This is a genomic window from Adlercreutzia sp. CNCM I-6207 (assembly GCF_977072305.1).
Genome location: NZ_CDRVLZ010000008.1, coordinates 83735 through 103115, shown reverse-complemented (window position 1 = coordinate 103115; position 19381 = coordinate 83735). Strand labels below are relative to the sequence as shown.

The following is a 19381-nucleotide window of genomic DNA, read 5'->3' as shown; positions in this document are numbered from 1 at the left end:
CCCCTAACCGAGCACGATGCGCGTGAGCGCCATAAGCACCCACAGGCCGATAATGAAGCAGACAATGAACAGCAGCACGAGCACGATGGCCGCCGCCGGCGAGGTGGGCTTGACCTCGGGAACCCTGCGCGCCATGGCCTAGCGCCCCACTTTCGTGCGTGCGGAAGCATCCGCAAGGGCGGCCACTGGGGCGGGTGCGGATGCGAGCCCAAAAGCGGATGCGGATGCGAGCCCGCAAGCGGGTGCGAAGCGCGAGCAACGATGGGCGGAAGCGCTTTGGCGATCGCGCGGATATGTCAGCGATTTCGTCATGGGCGTATTCTAGTACAATGAGCCATGCGGGTCACCAACGGTAACCCGCACGGCATGATAAACGGAGGATACCGGCCCAGAACACACGGGCTTGAAACTCTTTGCCGACCGGAGGTGCGGGACGCCCTGATTCGCTCAGACAGTCCTCGCTCTGCAGAACAGGACATTCAGTCCTGTTCTGTTCGCTGCGGAACTTGCTCGGTCAGGGCATCCCGCACCTCCTCTGCATCCGTAATCCAGCTGAGGAGGAGCAAGCCGTGAACGCCCAGGACTTCGAGAAGAGCCTTCGGGATATCGTCGGTTCGCAGAATGTGCGTCCTGACGAGCCCCTGGCCGAGCATACGACATTTCGCATTGGGGGGCCGGCGCAATGGCTCGTGACGCCGCGCTCCGAAGACGAGGTGGCGGCCGTCGTGTCGACTTGCGAGGCGGGCGGGGTTCCCTGGCGTGTGCTGGGACTCGGCTCCAACGTGCTCGCGCCCGACGAGGGACTTGACGGCGTGACGCTTCTGCTGGCGGATAATTTCGCGGACGTCGAGGTGCTGCCCGGCGGCCTCGTGCGGGCAGCGGCCGGGGCCACGAACGCCGCCGTGGCCGCCGTGGCGCGGGATACCGGGCTTGCAGGCTACGAGTTCGCCAGCGGCATTCCCGGCACCGTCGGAGGCGCGGCCATCATGAACGCCGGCGCCTACGAGGGCCAGTTCTCGGACGTAGCCGTGGAAGTACGCTGCCTGGTGCCCGACGGGAATTCGTGGAGCATCGTGAGCGTGCCGGCAGCGGAAGCCAACTGGGGCTATCGCACCAGCCGCATGATGCGCGAGGGCTGGGTGGTGCTCGGGGCCACGCTGCAGTTGCGCGCCGACTCCCCTGCCGCCATCGCCGCGCGCATGGAAGAGCTGCGCGAGCGCCGCGAGAGCAAGCAACCGCTGGAGATGCCGAGCGCCGGCAGCACCTTCAAGCGCCCCGAGGGCCACTTCGCGGGGGCGCTCATCCAAGAGGCCGGCTGCCAAGGCCTGCGCGTGGGCGGCGCGCAGGTGTCCGAGAAGCACGCCGGCTTCGTCGTGAACACCGGCGACGCCACCGCCGCCGACGTGCTAGCACTCATCGCCGAAGTGCAGCGCCGCGTTCGCCAGACCACCGGCGTGGAACTGGAGCCCGAAGTGAGGCTGTGGCAGTAGCCTGGCAGCAATTCGCAGGGGGCCCGAGAGTATCCACAGAACAACGCGCTCTTTTGCCGTTTTTCAAGCACAGCCCGTAGCCCGAGGTGCCTTTTCGCCACACACCCGAGTACAACTCGCAGCCCGAGGCGCTTTTTTTGTCAGGGCAACTGCGCGCCTTCGTCATTTTTGCGGGTCGGGCTACGGTGTTAGCTCATGTTGACAAATAGATGCTAAGCAATGACCTGCTTTTTTGCTCTATACTACAAAGTTTGCTGCATACAACACCGTAGCCCGGGGCGACTTTTTGCCAGGGGCGTCGTCACTCGTTGACATTTTCGAAGGTCTGGCTGCGGTCTTCGGCGGCGGCTTTGCGGCAGCGGCGGTGCAGAAGGTAGGCCCAGGCGAGAACCCTCAGCCTTCGCAGCCGCGCCACGCCTCCCTGCGGGTCTCGTCGAGCACGTCGGTCACCCACTGCACCACATAGAGCGGATCCACAGCGCACTCGACCCCGGGGCAGTGCCGCGCGACGACCTCGACGATCCATCTGGCGCCGTCGACAAGGAGACCACAACCACAGCCCTACCGCCCGATGAACCGGTATCCATCTTTCTCGGACAAGATCCGCGATATGGCACCTGCCCTCTTCCAGGATCGGAAGTTTGGTACCCCGAATTCGGCCAAAAACCGCAGTTTGGTACCTCGACTCCGAAGAAACACCAGGTCAGAAATTCGTACGTGCAAGTTTTCAGGTACCAAACTTCGCAATTTGACCAAGGCAGGGTACCAAACTGCCAAACTTGGCACCATTCGATGCCAAACTCCGCAAGTTGGCCGCAAAAAGGGCGACACCAGGTACCAAACTTCCGTTCCTGACGTCGCCCTTGTTGTTTTCGGGCATCAAACCCCCGGTCCCACCGACGGGCGGTCGCACGCCACCCTCCCGAGCAGCCACCTCATGCAGCGGCAACTACCTCGCGTGGCAGTAACTACTTCGTGCGGAAGTAGTCGACACCGCCTTCGAAGAGGGGCTGGTAGGTGTTGCCGAAGGTGTTCTTGTACAGGCCCGCGCCGGCGCGTTCCGTGTGACCCATCTTGCCGAGCACGTGGCCGTCGGGGCTCGTGATGCCCTCGATGGCGAGCACCGACCCGTTGGGGTTCACCGCCAAATCCATGGAAGGCTGCCCCGCGGCGTCCACGTACTGAGTGGCAACTTGTCCGTTCGCAATCATGGAATCCAGCAGAGGCTGCGGCGCCACGAAGCGCCCCTCGCCGTGGCTGATGGCCACCGTGTGCATCTCGCCCACTTCCATGCGGCTCATCCAGGGGGACATCGTGCTGGCCACGCGCGTTCGCACGAGCGTGCTCTGGTGACGGCCGATGTTGTTGAAGGTGAGGGTGGCGCAATCGGCGTCCATGGGACGGATGTCGCCGAAGGGCACCAGGCCCAGCTTCACGAGCGCCTGGAAACCGTTGCAGATGCCGAGCATGAGGCCGTCGCGCGCCTGCAGCAAATCGCGCACCGCCTCGGTGACCTCCGGGGCGCGGAAGAAGGCCGTGATGAACTTCGCGGAGCCGTCGGGCTCGTCGCCGCCGGAGAAACCTCCGGGAATCATGACAATCTGGGACGCCCGAATAAGACGCGCCAGCTCGGCGGTGGATTCGGCCACCGCCTTGGGCGTCAGGTTGTTCACCACGTACACGGTGGGCACGGCGCCGGCCCGCTCGAAGGCGGCAGCGGAGTCGTACTCGCAGTTGTTGCCGGGGAACACCGGAATGACCACGCGCGGAGCACCGGAGGCGTCGCCCAGCAGCGCCGGGCCGTGGTAGGCCGGGGCCGCCTCCCCTTCGAAGCTGATGGCGGGCACCGTCTCGGCCGCTGCGCGCTCTTCCGGCGAGGTGCGGTACGGGAACACGCTTTCAATCCCGCTGCCGCGTTCCCACGCCTCCTGAACCACGGCGAGATCGGCCACTTGGCCGTCGCACGCCAGCTCGTAAGCGCTGGTCACCTGACCGAGTGCCACCACATCCACGTTGGCGTCGAGCCCGGCATCTTCCAAACGCGTGACGACGGACTGGGCATCCTCGCCGGCGGCCAGCTCGATCACGAACGTGCCGTAGGCCGGCTCGAACAGCTGGCCCATGTCGATGTCCTCGTCCACGGTGATACCCAGGCCATTGCCCACGGCCGCCTTCACCAGCGTCTCGGCCAAGCCGCCGTAGGCGCCGCTCGCGCAGGCCCGCACGACACCCGCACCGATGAGGTACTCCACCGCGTCGAAGGCGGCGCAGACGCTCGACGCCAGCGCGTCCTCGAAGGAAACCCAGATGAGGTTGTCGCCCGCTTCCTTCAGCTCCGGCGAGGTGACGCGGTCGATGTCACCGATGGCCGTCGCGAAGGACACAAGCGTGGGCGGCACATCCAAGTCCTCGAAGGAGCCGGACATAGAGTCCTTGCCACCGATGGCGCCCACCCCGAAATCGATCTGGGCCATGAGCGCGCCGAGCACCGCCGCCATGGGCTTGCCCCAGCGCTCGGGATCCTGGCGCAGCTTCTCGAAGTACTCTTGGAAGGTGAGGTACATGTTCGCCCGCTCGAAGCCGGTGGCCACGAGCTTCGCCACGGAATCGAGCACGGCCATGTAGGCACCAGCATAGGGGTCGTAGGACGAAAGATACGGGTTGAAGCCCCAGGACAGGCCCGAGACCGTCGTGGTCTTGCCGCCGAGCACCGGCAGCTTCGCCACCATGGCGAGCGCCGGGGTGAGCTGGCGCGCGCCGCCGAAGGGCATGAGCACCGTGGCCGCGCCGATGGTGGAGTCGAAGCGCTCCACAAGGCCCTTGTTCGAGGCGCGGTTGATGTCGCCCATGAGCGCCGCGAGGGACACTTCCAGCGAGTCGGCGTCGCACACGGCGTCCACCACGGGGTCGGTCAGCTCGCTTGTCGCCTCGAAAGCGCGGTCGCAGGCGCTTTCGGCGAAGCTCTCGTCGGCCGGCGCGGGCACGGCCACCGCCGCATGCTTCGGCGCGCCGTTGCTCGCGAGAAACTCGCGGCTCACGTCCACGATGGTGTCGCCGCGCCAATGCATGCGCACGCGCGGTTCTTCCGTGACTACGGCCACCGGCGTGGCCTCCAGATTTTCCTCGTGGGCCAGCGCGATGAAGGCGTCCACGTCCTCAGGCGCCAGCGCCACGGCCATGCGCTCCTGCGACTCGGAAATGGCAAGCTCCGTGCCATCGAGCCCGTCGTACTTCTTGGGCACGGCGTCCAGATTGATGTCCAGACCGTCGGCCAACTCGCCAATAGCCACCGACACGCCGCCGGCGCCGAAGTCGTTGCAGCGCTTGATCATGCGGCAGGCATCCCCGCGGCGGAACAGGCGCTGGATCTTGCGCTCCACCGGCGCGTTGCCCTTCTGCACCTCGGCCCCGCAGCTTTCCAAAGATTCCACGGAATGGGCCTTGGAAGAGCCTGTGGCGCCGCCGATGCCGTCGCGGCCCGTGCGGCCGCCGAGAAGCACCACCACATCCCCCGGCGCCGGCGTCTCGCGACGCACGTGATCGGCCGGCGTAGCGCCCACCACCGCGCCGATTTCCATGCGCTTGGCGGCGTAGCCGGGGTGGTACAGCTCATGCACCTGGCCCGTAGCCAGGCCGATCTGGTTGCCGTAAGAGGAGTAACCGGCCGCCGCCGTGGTCACGAGCTTGCGCTGGGGCAGCTTGCCGGGAATGGTATCGGCCACGGGCACCGTGGGGTCGGCCGCGCCCGTGACGCGCATGGCCTGGTACACGTAGGAGCGGCCCGAGAGGGGGTCGCGGATGGCACCGCCCACGCAGGTGGCCGCGCCGCCGAAGGGCTCGATCTCGGTGGGGTGGTTGTGGGTCTCGTTCTTAAAGAGGTACAGCCAGTCCTGCTCCTCGCCATCGACATCCACCTTGCACTTGATGGTGCAAGCGTTGATCTCCTCGGACTCGTCGAGCCCGGTGAGAATGCCCTCTTTCTTCAGCCACTTCGCGCCGATGGTGCCCATGTCCATGAGGCAGACCGGCTTCTCATCGCGGCCGAGCTCGTGGCGCAGCTCCAGATAGCGGTCGAAGGCGGCCTGCACGTTGGCGTCGGCGATTTCCACGTCATCGAGCACGGTGCCGAAGGTGGTGTGGCGGCAGTGGTCCGACCAGTAGGTGTCGATCATCTTGATCTCAGTGATGGAAGGATCGCGGCCCTCTTCAGCGAAGTAGGCGCGGCAGAACTGGATGTCGGCCAGATCCATGGCCAGGCCGCGCTCGTCGATGAAGCGGGCCAGCTCGTCATCGGAAAAGGCGGTGAAGCCCTCGATGACCTCCACGTCGGCCGGGCGCTCGAAGGCCATGGCCAGGGTGTCGCGAGGCTCAAGCGACGCTTCGCGAGCCTCCACCGGATTGATAACGTAGCGCTTCACGGCTTCCACGTCAGCGTCGGTCAGGTTGCCTTCCAGGTAATACACCACTGCCGAGCGAACATCCGGGCGCTCGCCCTGGCTGATGAGCTGGATGCACTCGCTCGCCGAGTCGGCGCGCTGGTCGAACTGGCCGGGCAGGTACTCCACGGCGAACACGGCCGCGCCGGGGGCATCGGGCAGGTCGTAGGTGGCGGTGTCGGACTGCGGCTCGGAGAACACCGTGGGCACGCAGGCGGCGAACAGCTCCTCGCTCGCGCCTTCCACGTCGTAGCGGTTCACCAGGCGCACGCCGGTCAGCCCCGAAATGCCGACGATGTCGCGCAGCTCGGCTGCCAGGGCGCGAGCCTCGCCATCAAACCCGGGCTTCTTCTCAACATAGACGCGAGATACCATGGATGTGCCTCTCTCTTCAAGGAATGAGCGCTCGAACTTTTCCATAGGGGTGGACCTTAGTTCAACTGACCCCCCCGTACGGGGCGACCTCGGTCGCTCCTCACCAAGTGGAGTCACCTCACTTGAGAAGGGGCGACCGAGGTCGCCCCCTACGGTAGGTGCTACTCGGTTTTTTGAGCTTTTTCGGCCTCTTTGGCGGCCTTCTTCTCGGCTTGCATCTTCTCACGGTTCGACAGATGGAAGCCGCTGCCGAACAGGCCGCGGCGGGCCGGCTTCACCGGAGGCTCGTCGGACTCGCCGGCATCGGCGGCATCGGCATCCCCATCGGCCTCGCCAGCCTTCTTCTGGGCCGCATGGCGGTTCTGGTTCTTCCCCGACCCCTTCGCCTTCACCTGCTTGGCCTGCTGCACGCGGCGCGCCTGCTTCTCGGCCTTGGCGTTCTTCTCCTCAAGCGCCAGCATGCGCTCCTGGTAGGCCACGCGCTCCTTCTTGATCTTCCAAAAATCGAGCACGAAAGCGGCGATGATGAACACGTAGGCCAAGATGAGCGTCACAACCGCCACCTGAGGCGGCAGCGACTGCTGGCCGACGAAGCTCAAGGTCGTGCAGCCGATGGCCGCGATGAGCAGGATCCACCAGATGAGGCGCAGACGCTTGTAGCGCGGCGTGTCGGGCTTGTAGTACTTGCGCTCCACCTCGCGCTGCTTGGCGGCGGCGGCCTTGCGGGCGGCCTTCTCCTCGGCCTTGCGCTGCTCGGGCGTCTTCTTCGCCGATTTCACGGTGACCGAGGCGGCGGCCTTGGCCTTGGGCTTGGCCGAGGCGGCCGACTTGCGCGTTGTGCCGGTGCGCTCCTCGGAGGTGTAGCGTTCGTTCATGGGGTTGCGTTGGGACATCTCTCTCCTTCAGTTCACGTCATCTTGAGCGCAGGCCGAAAGGCCGAAGTCGAAAGATCTCGCGAGATTTTTCGACTCGCTCCGCTCGCTCAGAATGACGGCGGGTTTTGCGGGCGGGCGGCGCTAGAACGTCGCGGGGTCGAACTTCTTGCCGGTGATGGTCTCGTAAGCCTGAATGTACTTCGCGGACGTGGCGTCGATGATCTCCTGGGGAAGGCGCGGCGGGTTCCCGGTCTTGTCCCAATGGGCCGTCAGCCAATCGCGGACGAACTGCTTGTCGAAGCTGGGCTGGTCCTTGCCCTCCTCGTAGGTATCGCCGGGCCAGAAGCGCGAGGAGTCGGGGGTGAGTACCTCGTCGGCCAAGATGATGGTGTCACCGAGACGGCCGAACTCGAACTTCGTGTCGGCGATGATAACCCCGCGCTCGGCCGCGTGGTCGGCGGCGGTGGTGTACACCTTCAACGCCAAGTCGCGCAGGGCCGTGGCATCCTCTTCCCCGAGGATTTCCGTAAGGCGCTCGAAGGAGATGTTCTCGTCGTGGTCGCCAATCTCGGCCTTGGTGGAGGGGGTGAAGATGGGCTCGGGCAGCTTCGAGGAGTTCACGAGGCCTTGGGGCAGCTCTATGCCGCAGACGGTGCCCTCGCGGTTGTACTCCTTCAGGCCGCTGCCAGCCAGATACCCGCGCACGATGCACTCGGCGGGGAACATGTCGGCCTTCTTCACTAGCATGAAGCGACCGCGCAGATAGTCGGCGTAGGGCTGGAACTCCTCGGGCAGGTCGGCCACGTCGGTGGAGATGAGGTGGTTCTCCACGACGCCGTCGAGCAGATCGAACCAGAACTTGGAGAGCTGGGTGAGCACCTGGCCCTTGTAGGGGATCTCGTCTTCCAGAATGTAGTCGAAGGCCGAGATGCGGTCGGTGGCCACGAGCAGCAGCCTGTCGCCCAAATCGTACAGATCGCGCACCTTGCCCTGCGCGTCGGGAGTAATGTCGATTCCCGCCATGAGTGCCCTTTCTCCTTGATGGCCCGGCTGCCGCTCCGCTCGAACACCGCCCAACGGACGCCGTTCGAGCGCAGGTACCCAAGCGCTTTTCGCGTATCGGACATTATGGCACAAATACGGCCCTCGCACCGTCGCTTCACAGAGAACGGCACGATACCCCTTCTGTTCGAAATGGCCAAAAAGTACCCATTAACTGTCAGTCGGCGCACCATTTCTGGCCATTGATTGTCCGGCCAGCAAAAAGCCCTCCATCCGTTTCGCGTTTCGCCTGGTCAGAAGACGCGGCAATCGACGAGAACATGGACGCGCGCGCACCAAATGCAGCTAGCGGTCCTTTTTTGGCCAAAACGGGGCCAGCACAGGGGGCAACTCGCAGCTAGCTACCCGTTTTTGTCCAATACGTGTCCACCGCAGGGCTAGCTCGCAGTTAACGACCCCTTTTCGGCCAAAACGTTACCATCCCAGGGGCTAGCTCGCAGCTAGCTACCCGTTTTTGTCCATCTCGATCGTCAGGCGCCCAGCAATGCCGTAAATCGCGCCATCCGGATCGCCGCGACGTTGCTTCGAGGCCGCAAAACTTGCAGAACGCCGAAGGGCACCTTCTCCTATCGGCTTGCTTTCGCGGGCTTTTTGTGGCCGGTACGCTTCTTGGAGTTGCGGCGGTGCTTGGAGGCGTCTTCGTCGTACAACGGGATATGGATGGTGAAGCAGGCGCCCTTGCCCTTCTCACCTTCCACCTGCACCCAGCCGCCGTGGCGGTCGACGATCTCCTTCACCACGGCCAGGCCCACGCCAAGGCCGCCGCTCTCGCGGTTGCGACCGGCGTCGGCGCGCCAGAAGCGCGAGAACACCATGCGGGCCTCTTCCTTAGTAAGGCCGATGCCGGTGTCGCGCACGGCGATGGAGGCCATGATGTCGCCCTTCTGCACCGACACCGTGATGTGGCCGCCCTCCGGCGTGTAGCGCACGGCATTGGAGATGAGGTTGGCCGTGGCCTGGCGGATCATATCAGCGTCGCCCACTACCATAACGTCGGGCTCGGCGTCGTACTCCAAGGTGAGGCCGGAATCGGACACGAACATCTCGTGGGTGGCGACGATGCCAGAGATGAGCTCGCCGACGTTGACGACCTCCTCCTTCATGGGCTCGCCGCGGTTTTCCAGACGAGACAGCTTCAACAGCGCATTCACCAGCCGCGACAGGCGCTGGATCTCGGAATTCACGGTGACCAGGCGCTCCTCATCGGCCTCGTAGACGCCATCGATCATGGCCTCCACCGTGGCCTGGATGGCCATGAGCGGGGTGCGCAGCTCGTGGGCAACATCGGTGGTGAGGCGCCGCTCCAAATCGCGGTCCTTCTCCACCGACTCGGCCATGACGTCGAAGGTCTCGCCGAGGCGCGCCACCTCGTCCTCGCCGGTCAGCTTGGTGCGAGCCGACAGATCGCCGTCGCCGATGGCCCGGGCCGTCTTCATGATGCGGTTGATCGGTGACACCAGGTTGCGCGCGAAGAGGAAGCCGATGCAGGAAGCAAGCACGATGGCCACACCGCCGGCGATGAACATAGCCTGGTAGGAGTTATCGCGGAACTCCTGGTCGGGCTGGCGCATAAGGGCCTCAGAGCCGTAGACCCACAGGCGCACGGTGCCCACTTTCTCGCCATCGGGAAGCACGATGGAAGCCGTGGCCGCCTGCGAGCGGTCCTGAGGTGCGAAGGACGTGAACACGTCGCCCTGCTGCTCGTCGATGATGACGGAGGAGTCGAAAACGGTGCTCCCCTTCAAGTCGATCACCCGCACGCCCACACCGCTCGTGAGCTCGGTGGCCTGGGCGGCCGGGCGGGTGGTCTCGGGATTCCACAAATCGCCGGTCTCCTCGTAAATGGCCGCGATGCGGTTCGCCGTGGTCTCGCAGAGCGTCTGCATGTTGTCGGCCGTGTAGGTGCGGAAATGCTGCTCCCACACAAAGGAGACCACGCCGATGGCCACAAGGGCGGTCATGGCGGCGATGAGGGCGAAGGCCAAGGTCACGCGGGTCGTATAGGACAGGTTCGACCAACGCAGGTGCTTCTTTTCCTTCTTGCGTTCCGGAGAAGGCGAAGAGGCCGCCGGTGGGGCGACCTCTTCAGCGGTTTCCAGAATGCGCGGTTTTGCTTCCGTCTCGGTCATGGAACTCCTTCGAAGCAGACGGCGGACACCAAAGCCGAGCGGCTCCGGCGGCAAGTACGCGAAATGAACGGGCGATTACTGGCCGTTCTTGGTGGGATCCTCGAAGCGGTAGCCCACGCCGTGCACGGTGTGGAGCCACTTCGGGTTGCGCGGGTTGTCGCCGATCTTGGCGCGCAGGTTCTTCACATGGGAGTCGATGGTGCGCTCGTAGCCCTCGAAGTCGTAGCCGAGCACCTTCTCCACGAGCTCCATGCGGCTGTACACGCGACCGGGGTAGCGGGACAGCGTGGTGAGCAGCTTGAACTCGCTGGCTGTCAGGTCGATCTCCTCGCCGGAGACGAGCACCTTGTGACCGGAGACGTCGATGGTCAGCTCGCCGAACTCCAGCACCTCGCGCTGGGGCTCGGAATCGGCGTGCACGCGGCGCAGCAGGGCGCGGGCGCGGGCCACCAGCTCGCGGGGACTGAAGGGCTTCACGAGGTAGTCGTCGGCGCCCAGCTCCAGACCGATGATGCGGTCCTCCACCTCGCCCTTGGCCGTGAGCATGATGATGGGCACATCCGACGTGTCGCGGATGACGCGGCAGACGCGCTCGCCCGGCACGCGGGGCAGCATGAGGTCCAAAATGACCAGATCGAAATGGTGCTTCTGGAACTCCTCCAGGGCGTCCTGGCCGTCACCGACGGCGGTCACCCAGTAGTTCTCGCGCTCGAGGTAGGCGGTCACCGCATCGCGGATGGCCTTCTCATCTTCAACCAGAAGAATGCGTCGCGTTTCGTTGCTCATGGAATGTGCTCCTTGCATACTCGCTTGCAGTTTCTAGGATGCCCAAGCTTAAATCTGTGTTGACCTGCTATTTTATCTGCAGCTGGCACATATATCAGCCCGGTAGTCGTGTTTGCGTTTATTGTAGCGTTTGGCTCCATACGGTCGCCGAGGTGTATGCGAAATGACACAATAGCCCCATGCCACAGAGAAGATCCGCGCCCACGCGGCGCGTTGCTACAAAACAACCCACATCCCTCTCCCTGCCCGGGGGCCATGAGCTTCTGCTGACGCGCCGTCACTTTCTTTACGGCGTGGCCGGCGTGGCTGCATTGGCCGCCGTGGGCGGCGGGGCCGCTTGGGCTGCCGGTCGCTCCAACGATGACGATGCCCTGAAAACCTTGAAGGTGCCCGAAGGCGCCGTTACGGCCCAGAGCTCCCTGGAAAAGATGGAAAGCTACGAGGACGCCGTCACGCTTGCCGGCTCGGCGAAGCTGCCCTTCGGCACGCTCGTCTGGTGCAGCGACGACGCCGTCGCCGCCTGCTTGCTTCCCACGGAAACCGCCAAGCCCCTGGCCGAGGTGGGGCTGCTCGATCTGGTCTCCGCCGAGTGCACCACTATCCTCGAGCACGCCGTGGGCGAGGCCGAAGGCTTCGAGATTTACGACGTGCGCGCCAATGCCGCCGGCGTCATCTGGACCGAGGCCGACATTTTGGACAGCCTTTGGCGCGTGTACGCGGCGCCGCTTTCCGGCACGACGTTGGGCGAGCCGCAGCTGCTCGACGAGGGCGACGTGAACTGGGAGATGCCCACCTTGGCCGTGGCCGGCGCTTTCGCCTTCTGGCAGCGTCTTCCGCAACTGGACGGCAACGCGCGCGTAGAGGACTCCCTCCTTAAGCGTGCTGCCTTCGGCACGGCCAACGTCCAGATGGTATATGCCTCCCAAGGGCGCATGGCCTGCGCGCCCACCTCCTGCGGCGACAGCCTCACCTTGGCCCCCCGTGCCCGCACGAGCGGCACCTACTACCAGCTCACGCACTTGGACGCCGCCACCGGCGAGGTCACCGACGCCTGCGTTTTGCCCTCATCCATGCGACCCATGGAGTGCAGCTGGGGTAAGACCGGCTTCAGCTTCGCCTTCGACGGCATCTACAACTACGGAGAGGGCATCGCGAATTTGGGCACCTACCTGCCTATGGAAGCTCCCGAGGCGGTCTCGCTCACGGCGGCCAACGCGGAAGAGACGGCTGCGGAGACGGATGAGGCGGACGATGCCGCACCGTACCTTCCCGTCGCCTGCGCCAATCCCGGCACCGAGGCCTACAGCGCGGTACCTTGGTTCCATTTCGCGGCGAACCCGCTTTCCGCACCGTGCTGGTGCGGCGACTGGCTCATGGTGCGCGGCGGCAGCTTCGTGGTGGCCGTCGATTTGGCGGGACGGCGCTATGCGCAACTGCCCCTCGAGGAGGGGTCGGGCGACTACAACGATTTCCTCGCCTCGACGCACGTAGGCACGCGGGCCGTCACTTATTGCAACGTGGACTACACCCCCATCGGCGGCGAGCAGCAGAAGCACTGCCTCGTCCGCATTTGGGAACCGGCGGCGTAAGGGCGCTCTAGCTTGTCCGCGATCGGGACGGGAGGGCTCCCGTGAAGACCTCTGCGCGCCCTCCGAAGAACGCGGCCGTTAAGAAACAGCTTCCACTTCAGCAGCAACGATGCCGGGATAGTACCGGCCTATGTGCGTTCCTTCCGCTGTTTCTTTTGCCGCGTTCGCAGGAGGACAAAGCGCGCAGCGGGCTTCACGGGGGCCCTCCCGTCCCGATCGCTGTTACAACCCGAAGTACTCCTGTTTGGCGGTAAGGATGCGGGTGAGGGACTCGTCGAGGCGCTCTTCAGTCAGCTCGCCCACTTGCACCGCGCTCAACACCCCCTGGTAGGCCTCGTCGAGGCGCTCAGGCATGAGCGGGATGTCGCAGCCGGCCTTAAGTGCCGCGACCGCCGCTTCCGCCGGGGTGTAGTAGTCGGTGATGGCGCCCATGGAAAGCGAGTCGGTGACGATGATGCCCGTGTACCCGAGAGAATCGCGCAGCATGCCCTGAACGACGGCCGAGCTGAGCGGGGCCGGCGTGCTGTCGCCGACGATGTTCGGCAGACTCACGTGTCCCACCATGATCATGGGCACCCCCGCTTCGATGGCCGCGCGGAAGGGCACGAGGTCCACCGTTTCCAACTCCTCGTTGGTCGCCTCGATGGTGATAGCGCCCTCGTGGGAATCACCGGCCGCCGCGCCAATGCCCGGGAAGTGCTTGGCACAGCAGAGCATCTTCTTGTCGCGGAAGCCCTCCACCTCGGCCCGCACCATGTCGGCGGCCACGGCGGCGTCGCTCGAGAACGAACGCAGGCCCATGGTGTCACTGCGCAGGGGATCCACCACATCGGCCACGGGAGCGAAATCCAGGTTGAATCCAAGGGGCATCAGGTAGTCGGCGATCTGCTCGGCGGCGCGCTTGGCCGCCTCGGTGTCGCCGGCGCTGCCGAGGGCCGAGGCGTCGCCCACATCTTGAGCCCCGAAGGCCTCATTGTCGGCGACGCGCACGACGGTGCCGCCCTCTTCATCGACAGCAATGAAGGGTGCCACGTTTCCGGCGTCGGCGTAGAACTGCTTGACGTTCGCGAGCATGGTCGTCGTCTGCTCGGGGTCGAGCAAGTTCTGAGCGAAGTAGACGATGCCGCCCACGGGATGGGCCGTTACTCCCTCGCGAGTCATGTCGCCGGCCTGAGTGACTTGCGACACGCCTTCCACCAGCGCTTCCGGCGTCACGATAAACAGCTGGGCCACCTTCTGCTCGAGCGTCATGGCGCCGATGCGCTCGTCCACAGCAGCACGCGCGGCGACTGCGGCGGCTTCGGGGTTCTGACCGTCACCAGCGCCTTCGCCGCCCGAACCGTCCACCCCGGTCGGTCCGCCCGTCCCGTTCGATCCGTCGCCCGCGCAGCCGCTCAACGCTAGGCTTCCGCCGGCCAAAGCCGCCAGCCAGACAAAACGGCGGCGGGTGATGGAATCAACCAGAACAGTCACACTACTTCCCTTCGAACAACGCGATCCCCTCGAACGACGCAGTCCCTTCGAGCCAACCGCGCACGCACTCGCAATTTCACTTACGCCCACCAGCATAGCGCCAGGAACGCCTTGCGGCAACGGGCCACCGCACGATGCCGAAGCACGTAACGGTCACTTCACTTTCTGTGAAGACGGAGGCACGCCGCTCGCAAATAGGGAATAATGCGAGATATCGCAAAACGGCGATCGAAGCAGGAGGAGGATTTGTGACCTATCTCATCACCTTTCTGGAGGGCATCATCACCTTCGTGTCGCCGTGCCTGCTTCCCATGATTCCCATCTACGTCACCTACTTCGCCGCCGGCGAGGAGGTGCGCACTTCAGTGGTGCTGCGCAACGCCCTCGGCTTTGTGCTCGGCTTCACGTGCGTGTTCATCGCTATGGGAGCTTTGGCTTCGTCGGTGGGCGCGTTCTTCATCGAGTATCAAAGTGCCGTCAACGTGGTGTGCGGCCTGGTGGTCATCGCCTTCGGACTGTACTTTCTCGGCATCATCAAGATCAACCTCTTCCACGGCGCGAAGAACCCGCTGGCGGGACGACAGCTGGGATTCTTCTCCTCGGTGCTGTTCGGCGTCATCTTCTCCATCGGATGGACGCCGTGCGTGGGGGCGTTCCTCGGCTCGGCGCTCATGCTGGCCTCGCAGCAGGCATCGGTGGCGCAGGGCGTTATCCTGCTTCTGTGCTACTCGGCCGGCCTCGGTATTCCGTTCGTGGCGGCTGCCGTGCTCATCGACAAGCTGAAGGGCGCTTTTGCCGTCATCAAGCAACATTACGATATCATTAACAAGGTATGCGGCTGGTTTCTGGTCGCCGTGGGCGTGCTCATGGCGACGGGGCTGCTCGGCGGCTTCTTGCGCCTGCTGAGCTAGCCGGTGGAACCGGGCCCGAAGGAGAAAGGTTCGAACATGAGCGAGAACGAGAAGACGCCGACCGACGCCGGAACTCCGGTTGAGACGGAGATCGCGGCCGACGAGCAGACTCCCGATGCTGGCGGACAAGCAACGACGAAGGGCGCTCCGGCAACGGCAAGCGCGACCCCCGCGGCAACTGAATCTTCGGCAGCCGAGCAGCGAGGCGAGGTCATCGGCGAGCGCTTGGCGGCTTTGGAAGCAGAGGAGAAAGCCAACGCTGCCACCCCCGAAGGAGAGAAGGCCGACCGCAAGAAACACGTCGGCGTCATTGTGGCCGCCGTCGTCTTTGCCGTGCTGCTCATCGGCGCGGGCGTGGCCTACAGCGTCCTGGCGCCGACGGTCGATGACAAGCAGATAGAAGTTACCGGCACCGATGCCGTCCAAGAAACCGAGGTAGATGCCACCGCCGACGCCGACGTTTCCGACGATACCGGTGACGGCAACGGCGCCAACGCAGCCACCACCCCGGCCCCGGACTTCACCATGACCGACGCGGATGGAGCGACCCTCACTCTGGCCGACTTCAAAGGCAAGCCGGTGCTGCTGAACTTCTGGGCCAGCTGGTGCGGCCCCTGCGCCAGCGAGATGCCCGACATCCAGTCTGCCTGGGAAGAACACGGCAACGACGTCGAGTTCGTCATCGTGAACATGACCGACATGAACGGCGAGACCGAGCAGTCCGCCAAGGTCTTCCTCGCCGAGAACAACTACACGTTCCCGTGCTACTTCGACGCCAACAACTCGGCGGCCACGGCCTTCGGAGTGAGCTCTATCCCGCAGACCTACCTGATCAACGCCGAGGGCAACATCATCGGCGCCTACATGGGCGCCATGGATGCCTCAGTAATCGCCCAGGGCATCGACATGCTCGCCGGCGACACCGCTGCCCCCGCTGCGCAGTAGACGCCTCTTTCAGCATTTGTTCGTACAAAGAAGGCCCCTAGCACAATCAGCGCCAGGGGCCTTCCATATAGGTATGCCGATACCCGACTAGAACTCCAGCTCCTGCAGGCGGTCGAAGACCACGTCCTTGCGGGTGAGGAAGTCCCAGGGGTCGAAGACCTCGTCCAGCTTCTCCTGGCTAAGCAGGGCCATGGCCTCGTCGTCAGCTTCCAAGCGCTCGCGGTAGGTGGGGCCGTCCACGGCGTTCTGGATGTCCTCCCACACCTTCATGGCGTTGCGCTGCACGATAACGTAGGCGTCCTCGCGGGAGATGCCCGCGTCCACGAGCGCCAGCAGCACCTTGCTGGAGAAGATGAGGCCCTTCGTGCGCCACAGGTTGTGCTCCATCTTGGCCGGGTAGGTCTGCAGGCCGTCGAGCATCCACTGCATCTTCCCGAACATGTAATCGAGCGCCGTGAAACTGTCGGCCAGCACCACGCGCTCGGCGCCGGAGTGCGAGATGTCGCGCTCGAACCACAGGGCCACATTGTCGAAGGCCACCTGGGCGTTCGCCTTCACCACGCGGGCGAGGCCACAAACGCGCTCGGCCGTGATGGGATTGCGCTTGTGGGGCATGGCCGAGGAGCCCTTCTGCCCCTTGGCGAACGGCTCTTCCGCCTCGATGACGTCGGACTGTTGCAGCAGGCGCACCTGCATGGCGATGGACTCAAGCGTGGAGGCGGTCACGGCCAGCGCGGCCATCACCTGGGCGTGGCGGTCGCGAGCGAGCACCTGGGTGGACAGCGGATCGGGCGTGAGGCCCAGCTTCTCGCACACGTAGGTTTCCACAAAGGGATCGATGGAAGAGTAGGTGCCCACCGCGCCGGAAATAGCGCCGGTGGCGGCCACGGCGCGGGCCTCCTCCATGCGCGTGAGGGCGCGCTTCAAGGCCCAGGCCCAGCTGCCGAACTTCATGCCGAAGGTCATGGGCTCGGCGTGAATGCCGTGGGTGCGACCGACGCACAGGGTGTTCTGAAACTCGAAGGCGCGGCGCTTGCAGGTCTCGCCGAAACGCTTGATGTCGTCGATGATGATGTCGCAAGCCTGCGTGACCTGATAGGACAGGGCCGTGTCGCCCAGGTCGGAGGAGGTCATGCCGTAGTGCACCCAGCGGGAAGGCTTGTCTTCGCCCTCGGGGATGTCGGCGTCGATGTAGCCCGCCATACAGGTGGTGAACGCGATGACGTCGTGATTCGTCACTTTCTCAATCTCGTCGATCTCCTCAACGGTGAAGTCGGCGTGGTCGCGGATCCACTGGGCCTCCTCGCGCGTGATGCCCGCCTGGCCGAGCTCGGCCTGGGCCTCGCAGGCCAGAACCTCGATCTCCTTCCAAATGGCGAATTTGTTCTCAAGTTCCCAGATGCGACCCATTTCCGGACGAGTGTAGCGACCGATCATGCGCGTTTCCTTTCCCTGGCAATGTGCGCGGACGCCCCAGCGGCCTGCGCGTTTTCCTTATTGCGTAGATTACCAAAAACCGCCCGCGCGAACCCCCGACATCCCCAGTTAATCCGTGGGTGAGTTGTGGGTGAGTCGCCAAATTTCGGGGAATTCAATCTCGGTGGGCGATTCGCGAGGCCGTGGCGCCTCCTACCATCTTGCATCGTTCGAGGCAGCGCACGACAACGGCTGCCTACCACGCTAACTTTAGGAGGGTTCAGCATGCGTTCCATCAATCTTTCTCGCCGATCGTTTCTCTCGGGAGCTGCCGCAGCAAGCGCGCTGGGGGTCATGGCCCTGAGCGGATGCGCGCCCCAGGCAGAACCCGCAAAGGAGGTCGCCGAAACAGGAACTGCGCCGAAGGAAGTCGTCGAGACCATCGACACCGACCTCCTCATCGTCGGCCTCGGCGGCTCGGGGCTTGCTTGCGCTGTTCAAGCGGCACTCGACGACACCAACTGCCTGGTCATCGAGAAGAACGCCGAATCAGGCGGAAACGCCCTGGGCGTCGAGGGCATGTTCGCCATCAATTCTTCCATGCAGAAAGCCGCAGGGATCGAAGAGATCACTCCCGCTGAAGTCATTGCCGCTCAGATGGAGATGCTGCAGTACCGGCCCAACGGCGCCGAGTGGGTCGAATTCTGCGAAAGCTCGGCGGCCAACATCGACTGGTGCCTGGAGCAGGGGGTGGAGTACAACGGAACGGTGGATAACTATTACACGGGCCTTCTGCATACCTTCCATTGGTTCAAGGAAGGCAGCTGCTCCAAGGGCTACGTGCCCCAGATGACTAAGCGGGCCGAGGAACTGGGGGTAGAGGTTCGCTACAATACGACAGCGAATGAACTCATACTAGATGATAGCGGCGCGGTTTGCGGCTTGTACGCCATTGGTCAAGATGGTGAAATTCTCATCAATGCGAAAGCCGTCATCTTGGCTACGGGTGGTTTTTGCGGCAACCCCGACATCATCAAGCGCCAAGGGTGGAACACCGACGACATGGTTTGCCTGGGCCTGAATGGAACGGGCGATGGATTCAATATGGCTACTGCGGTTGGGGCAATCGACGACCTTGCCAACGCTTCGCAGAGTATTTGCCCCACTATCCCCGCCTTCCCCGTCACTGATTACAAGGCCGATCCGTACAACCCTATCAACGGGTTGGGCGGTATCGCAACGGGCGGCCCCATTATGTGGGTCAACGAGACCGGTGATCGATTCGTGCGTGAGGACACCACTTCGGTAATGGCTCCCTCCTCGGCCAGTATCGCCACAAAGCGCAATGCGGCGACCTACTGCGTCTTCGACCAGAACATTTACGACACGTTCTTCGGCACGACGCCCGAGGCGCAGGCCATGTTCGAAGAGTCCATAACATCCGACAACGGATACAGCCTCTACTCTTCCAACGATCTGGCCGACCTCGCCCAGCATTTCGACATGGATCCGGAGAACTTCAAAAACGCCGTGGCCCGCTATAACGAAAGCTGCAAGGCGGGAGCCGATAAGGACTTCCTCAAAGATCCCTCCCTCCTGATTCCCGTAGAGCAGCCCCCGTTCTACATCGGCCGCATGAGTTATGTGTTCTACTTCGCCACGGGCGGTTTGAAAGTGGATAAGTTCCAGCGCGTTTGGGACATCGACAAGCAGCCCATCCCCGGCCTGTACGCTATTGGCAACGAGGGCAACAACCACTACGCGAGCGTGTACACCATCAACATTCCGGGTACCGCCTTCGGCCATCAAGTGAACTCCGGACGCGTTGCGGCGCAGCAAGCGGCCAAGTACATCAACAGCTAGCCGCCCGATAAGCACCCGACGGCAAATCGCC

The 19381-nt window shown here is 64.0% G+C and carries 13 protein-coding genes; 5 read left to right on the top strand and 8 right to left on the bottom strand.

Features of this window, described 5'->3' with window-relative positions:
* Nucleotides 1-3: 3 nt before the first annotated feature.
* Complete coding sequence (locus tag ACW4QM_RS05865; protein WP_256156164.1) at nt 4-135, bottom strand: hypothetical protein; 132 nt, start codon at nt 133-135, stop codon at nt 4-6.
* A 434-nt stretch (nt 136-569) separates the two neighbouring features.
* On the opposite strand from ACW4QM_RS05865, the gene murB reads away from it, so the two are divergent.
* Nucleotides 570-1490, top strand: a complete 921-nt coding sequence (gene murB, locus ACW4QM_RS05860) for a UDP-N-acetylmuramate dehydrogenase (RefSeq protein ID WP_114548584.1) — start codon at nt 570-572, stop codon at nt 1488-1490.
* Nucleotides 1491-2458: 968 nt separating this feature from the next.
* Here murB and ACW4QM_RS05855 read toward each other — a convergent pair.
* The 5 genes from ACW4QM_RS05855 to ACW4QM_RS05835 all read right to left on the bottom strand — a co-directional run bounded on the left by ACW4QM_RS05855 (nt 2459) and on the right by ACW4QM_RS05835 (nt 11153).
* A complete protein-coding gene (locus tag ACW4QM_RS05855) occupies nt 2459-6301 on the bottom strand; it encodes a phosphoribosylformylglycinamidine synthase (protein WP_227069468.1) in 3843 nt (1280 codons plus the stop codon).
* Between the two features lie 161 nt (nt 6302-6462).
* Nucleotides 6463-7194: a hypothetical protein gene (locus tag ACW4QM_RS05850; protein ID WP_455798269.1), complete on the bottom strand. Its 732-nt coding sequence runs from the start codon at nt 7192-7194 to the stop codon at nt 6463-6465.
* 123 nt (nt 7195-7317) lie between these two features.
* Nucleotides 7318-8199 (bottom strand): phosphoribosylaminoimidazolesuccinocarboxamide synthase, encoded by an 882-nt coding sequence (locus ACW4QM_RS05845; protein WP_114548581.1) that lies wholly within the window; start codon nt 8197-8199, stop codon nt 7318-7320.
* A gap of 605 nt (nt 8200-8804) precedes the next feature.
* Nucleotides 8805-10367 carry a sensor histidine kinase gene (locus ACW4QM_RS05840; protein ID WP_114540115.1) on the bottom strand — a complete coding sequence of 521 codons (1563 nt, stop codon included), beginning with the start codon at nt 10365-10367 and terminating at the stop codon, nt 8805-8807.
* Nucleotides 10368-10442: 75 nt separating this feature from the next.
* Nucleotides 10443-11153 carry a response regulator transcription factor gene (locus tag ACW4QM_RS05835; RefSeq protein ID WP_114540114.1) on the bottom strand — a complete coding sequence of 237 codons (711 nt, stop codon included), beginning with the start codon at nt 11151-11153 and terminating at the stop codon, nt 10443-10445.
* Nucleotides 11154-11332: 179 nt separating this feature from the next.
* Here ACW4QM_RS05835 and ACW4QM_RS05830 point away from each other — a divergent pair, with 179 nt between their 5' ends.
* Nucleotides 11333-12742 carry a twin-arginine translocation signal domain-containing protein gene (locus ACW4QM_RS05830; protein WP_114540113.1) on the top strand — a complete coding sequence of 470 codons (1410 nt, stop codon included), beginning with the start codon at nt 11333-11335 and terminating at the stop codon, nt 12740-12742.
* 222 nt (nt 12743-12964) lie between these two features.
* Here ACW4QM_RS05830 and ACW4QM_RS05825 read toward each other — a convergent pair whose 3' ends face one another.
* Complete coding sequence (locus ACW4QM_RS05825) at nt 12965-14215, bottom strand: glycoside hydrolase family 3 N-terminal domain-containing protein (protein ID WP_181815520.1); 1251 nt, start codon at nt 14213-14215, stop codon at nt 12965-12967.
* A 248-nt stretch (nt 14216-14463) separates the two neighbouring features.
* Here ACW4QM_RS05825 and ACW4QM_RS05820 point away from each other — a divergent pair, with 248 nt between their 5' ends.
* Both ACW4QM_RS05820 and ACW4QM_RS05815 read left to right on the top strand, forming a co-directional pair.
* Nucleotides 14464-15126: a cytochrome c biogenesis CcdA family protein gene (locus ACW4QM_RS05820; protein ID WP_114540111.1), complete on the top strand. Its 663-nt coding sequence runs from the start codon at nt 14464-14466 to the stop codon at nt 15124-15126.
* A gap of 36 nt (nt 15127-15162) precedes the next feature.
* Nucleotides 15163-16071 carry a TlpA family protein disulfide reductase gene (locus tag ACW4QM_RS05815; protein ID WP_418914684.1) on the top strand — a complete coding sequence of 303 codons (909 nt, stop codon included), beginning with the start codon at nt 15163-15165 and terminating at the stop codon, nt 16069-16071.
* Between the two features lie 87 nt (nt 16072-16158).
* On the opposite strand, the gene purB is transcribed toward ACW4QM_RS05815, so the two are convergent.
* Complete coding sequence (gene purB / locus ACW4QM_RS05810) at nt 16159-17508, bottom strand: adenylosuccinate lyase (RefSeq protein ID WP_455798268.1); 1350 nt, start codon at nt 17506-17508, stop codon at nt 16159-16161.
* 264 nt (nt 17509-17772) lie between these two features.
* Between purB and ACW4QM_RS05805 the strand changes: the two genes are divergently transcribed.
* On the top strand, nt 17773-19350 hold the full coding sequence (locus ACW4QM_RS05805; RefSeq protein WP_114548579.1) for an FAD-dependent oxidoreductase: 1578 nt from the start codon (nt 17773-17775) through the stop codon (nt 19348-19350).
* Nucleotides 19351-19381 lie beyond the last annotated feature (31 nt).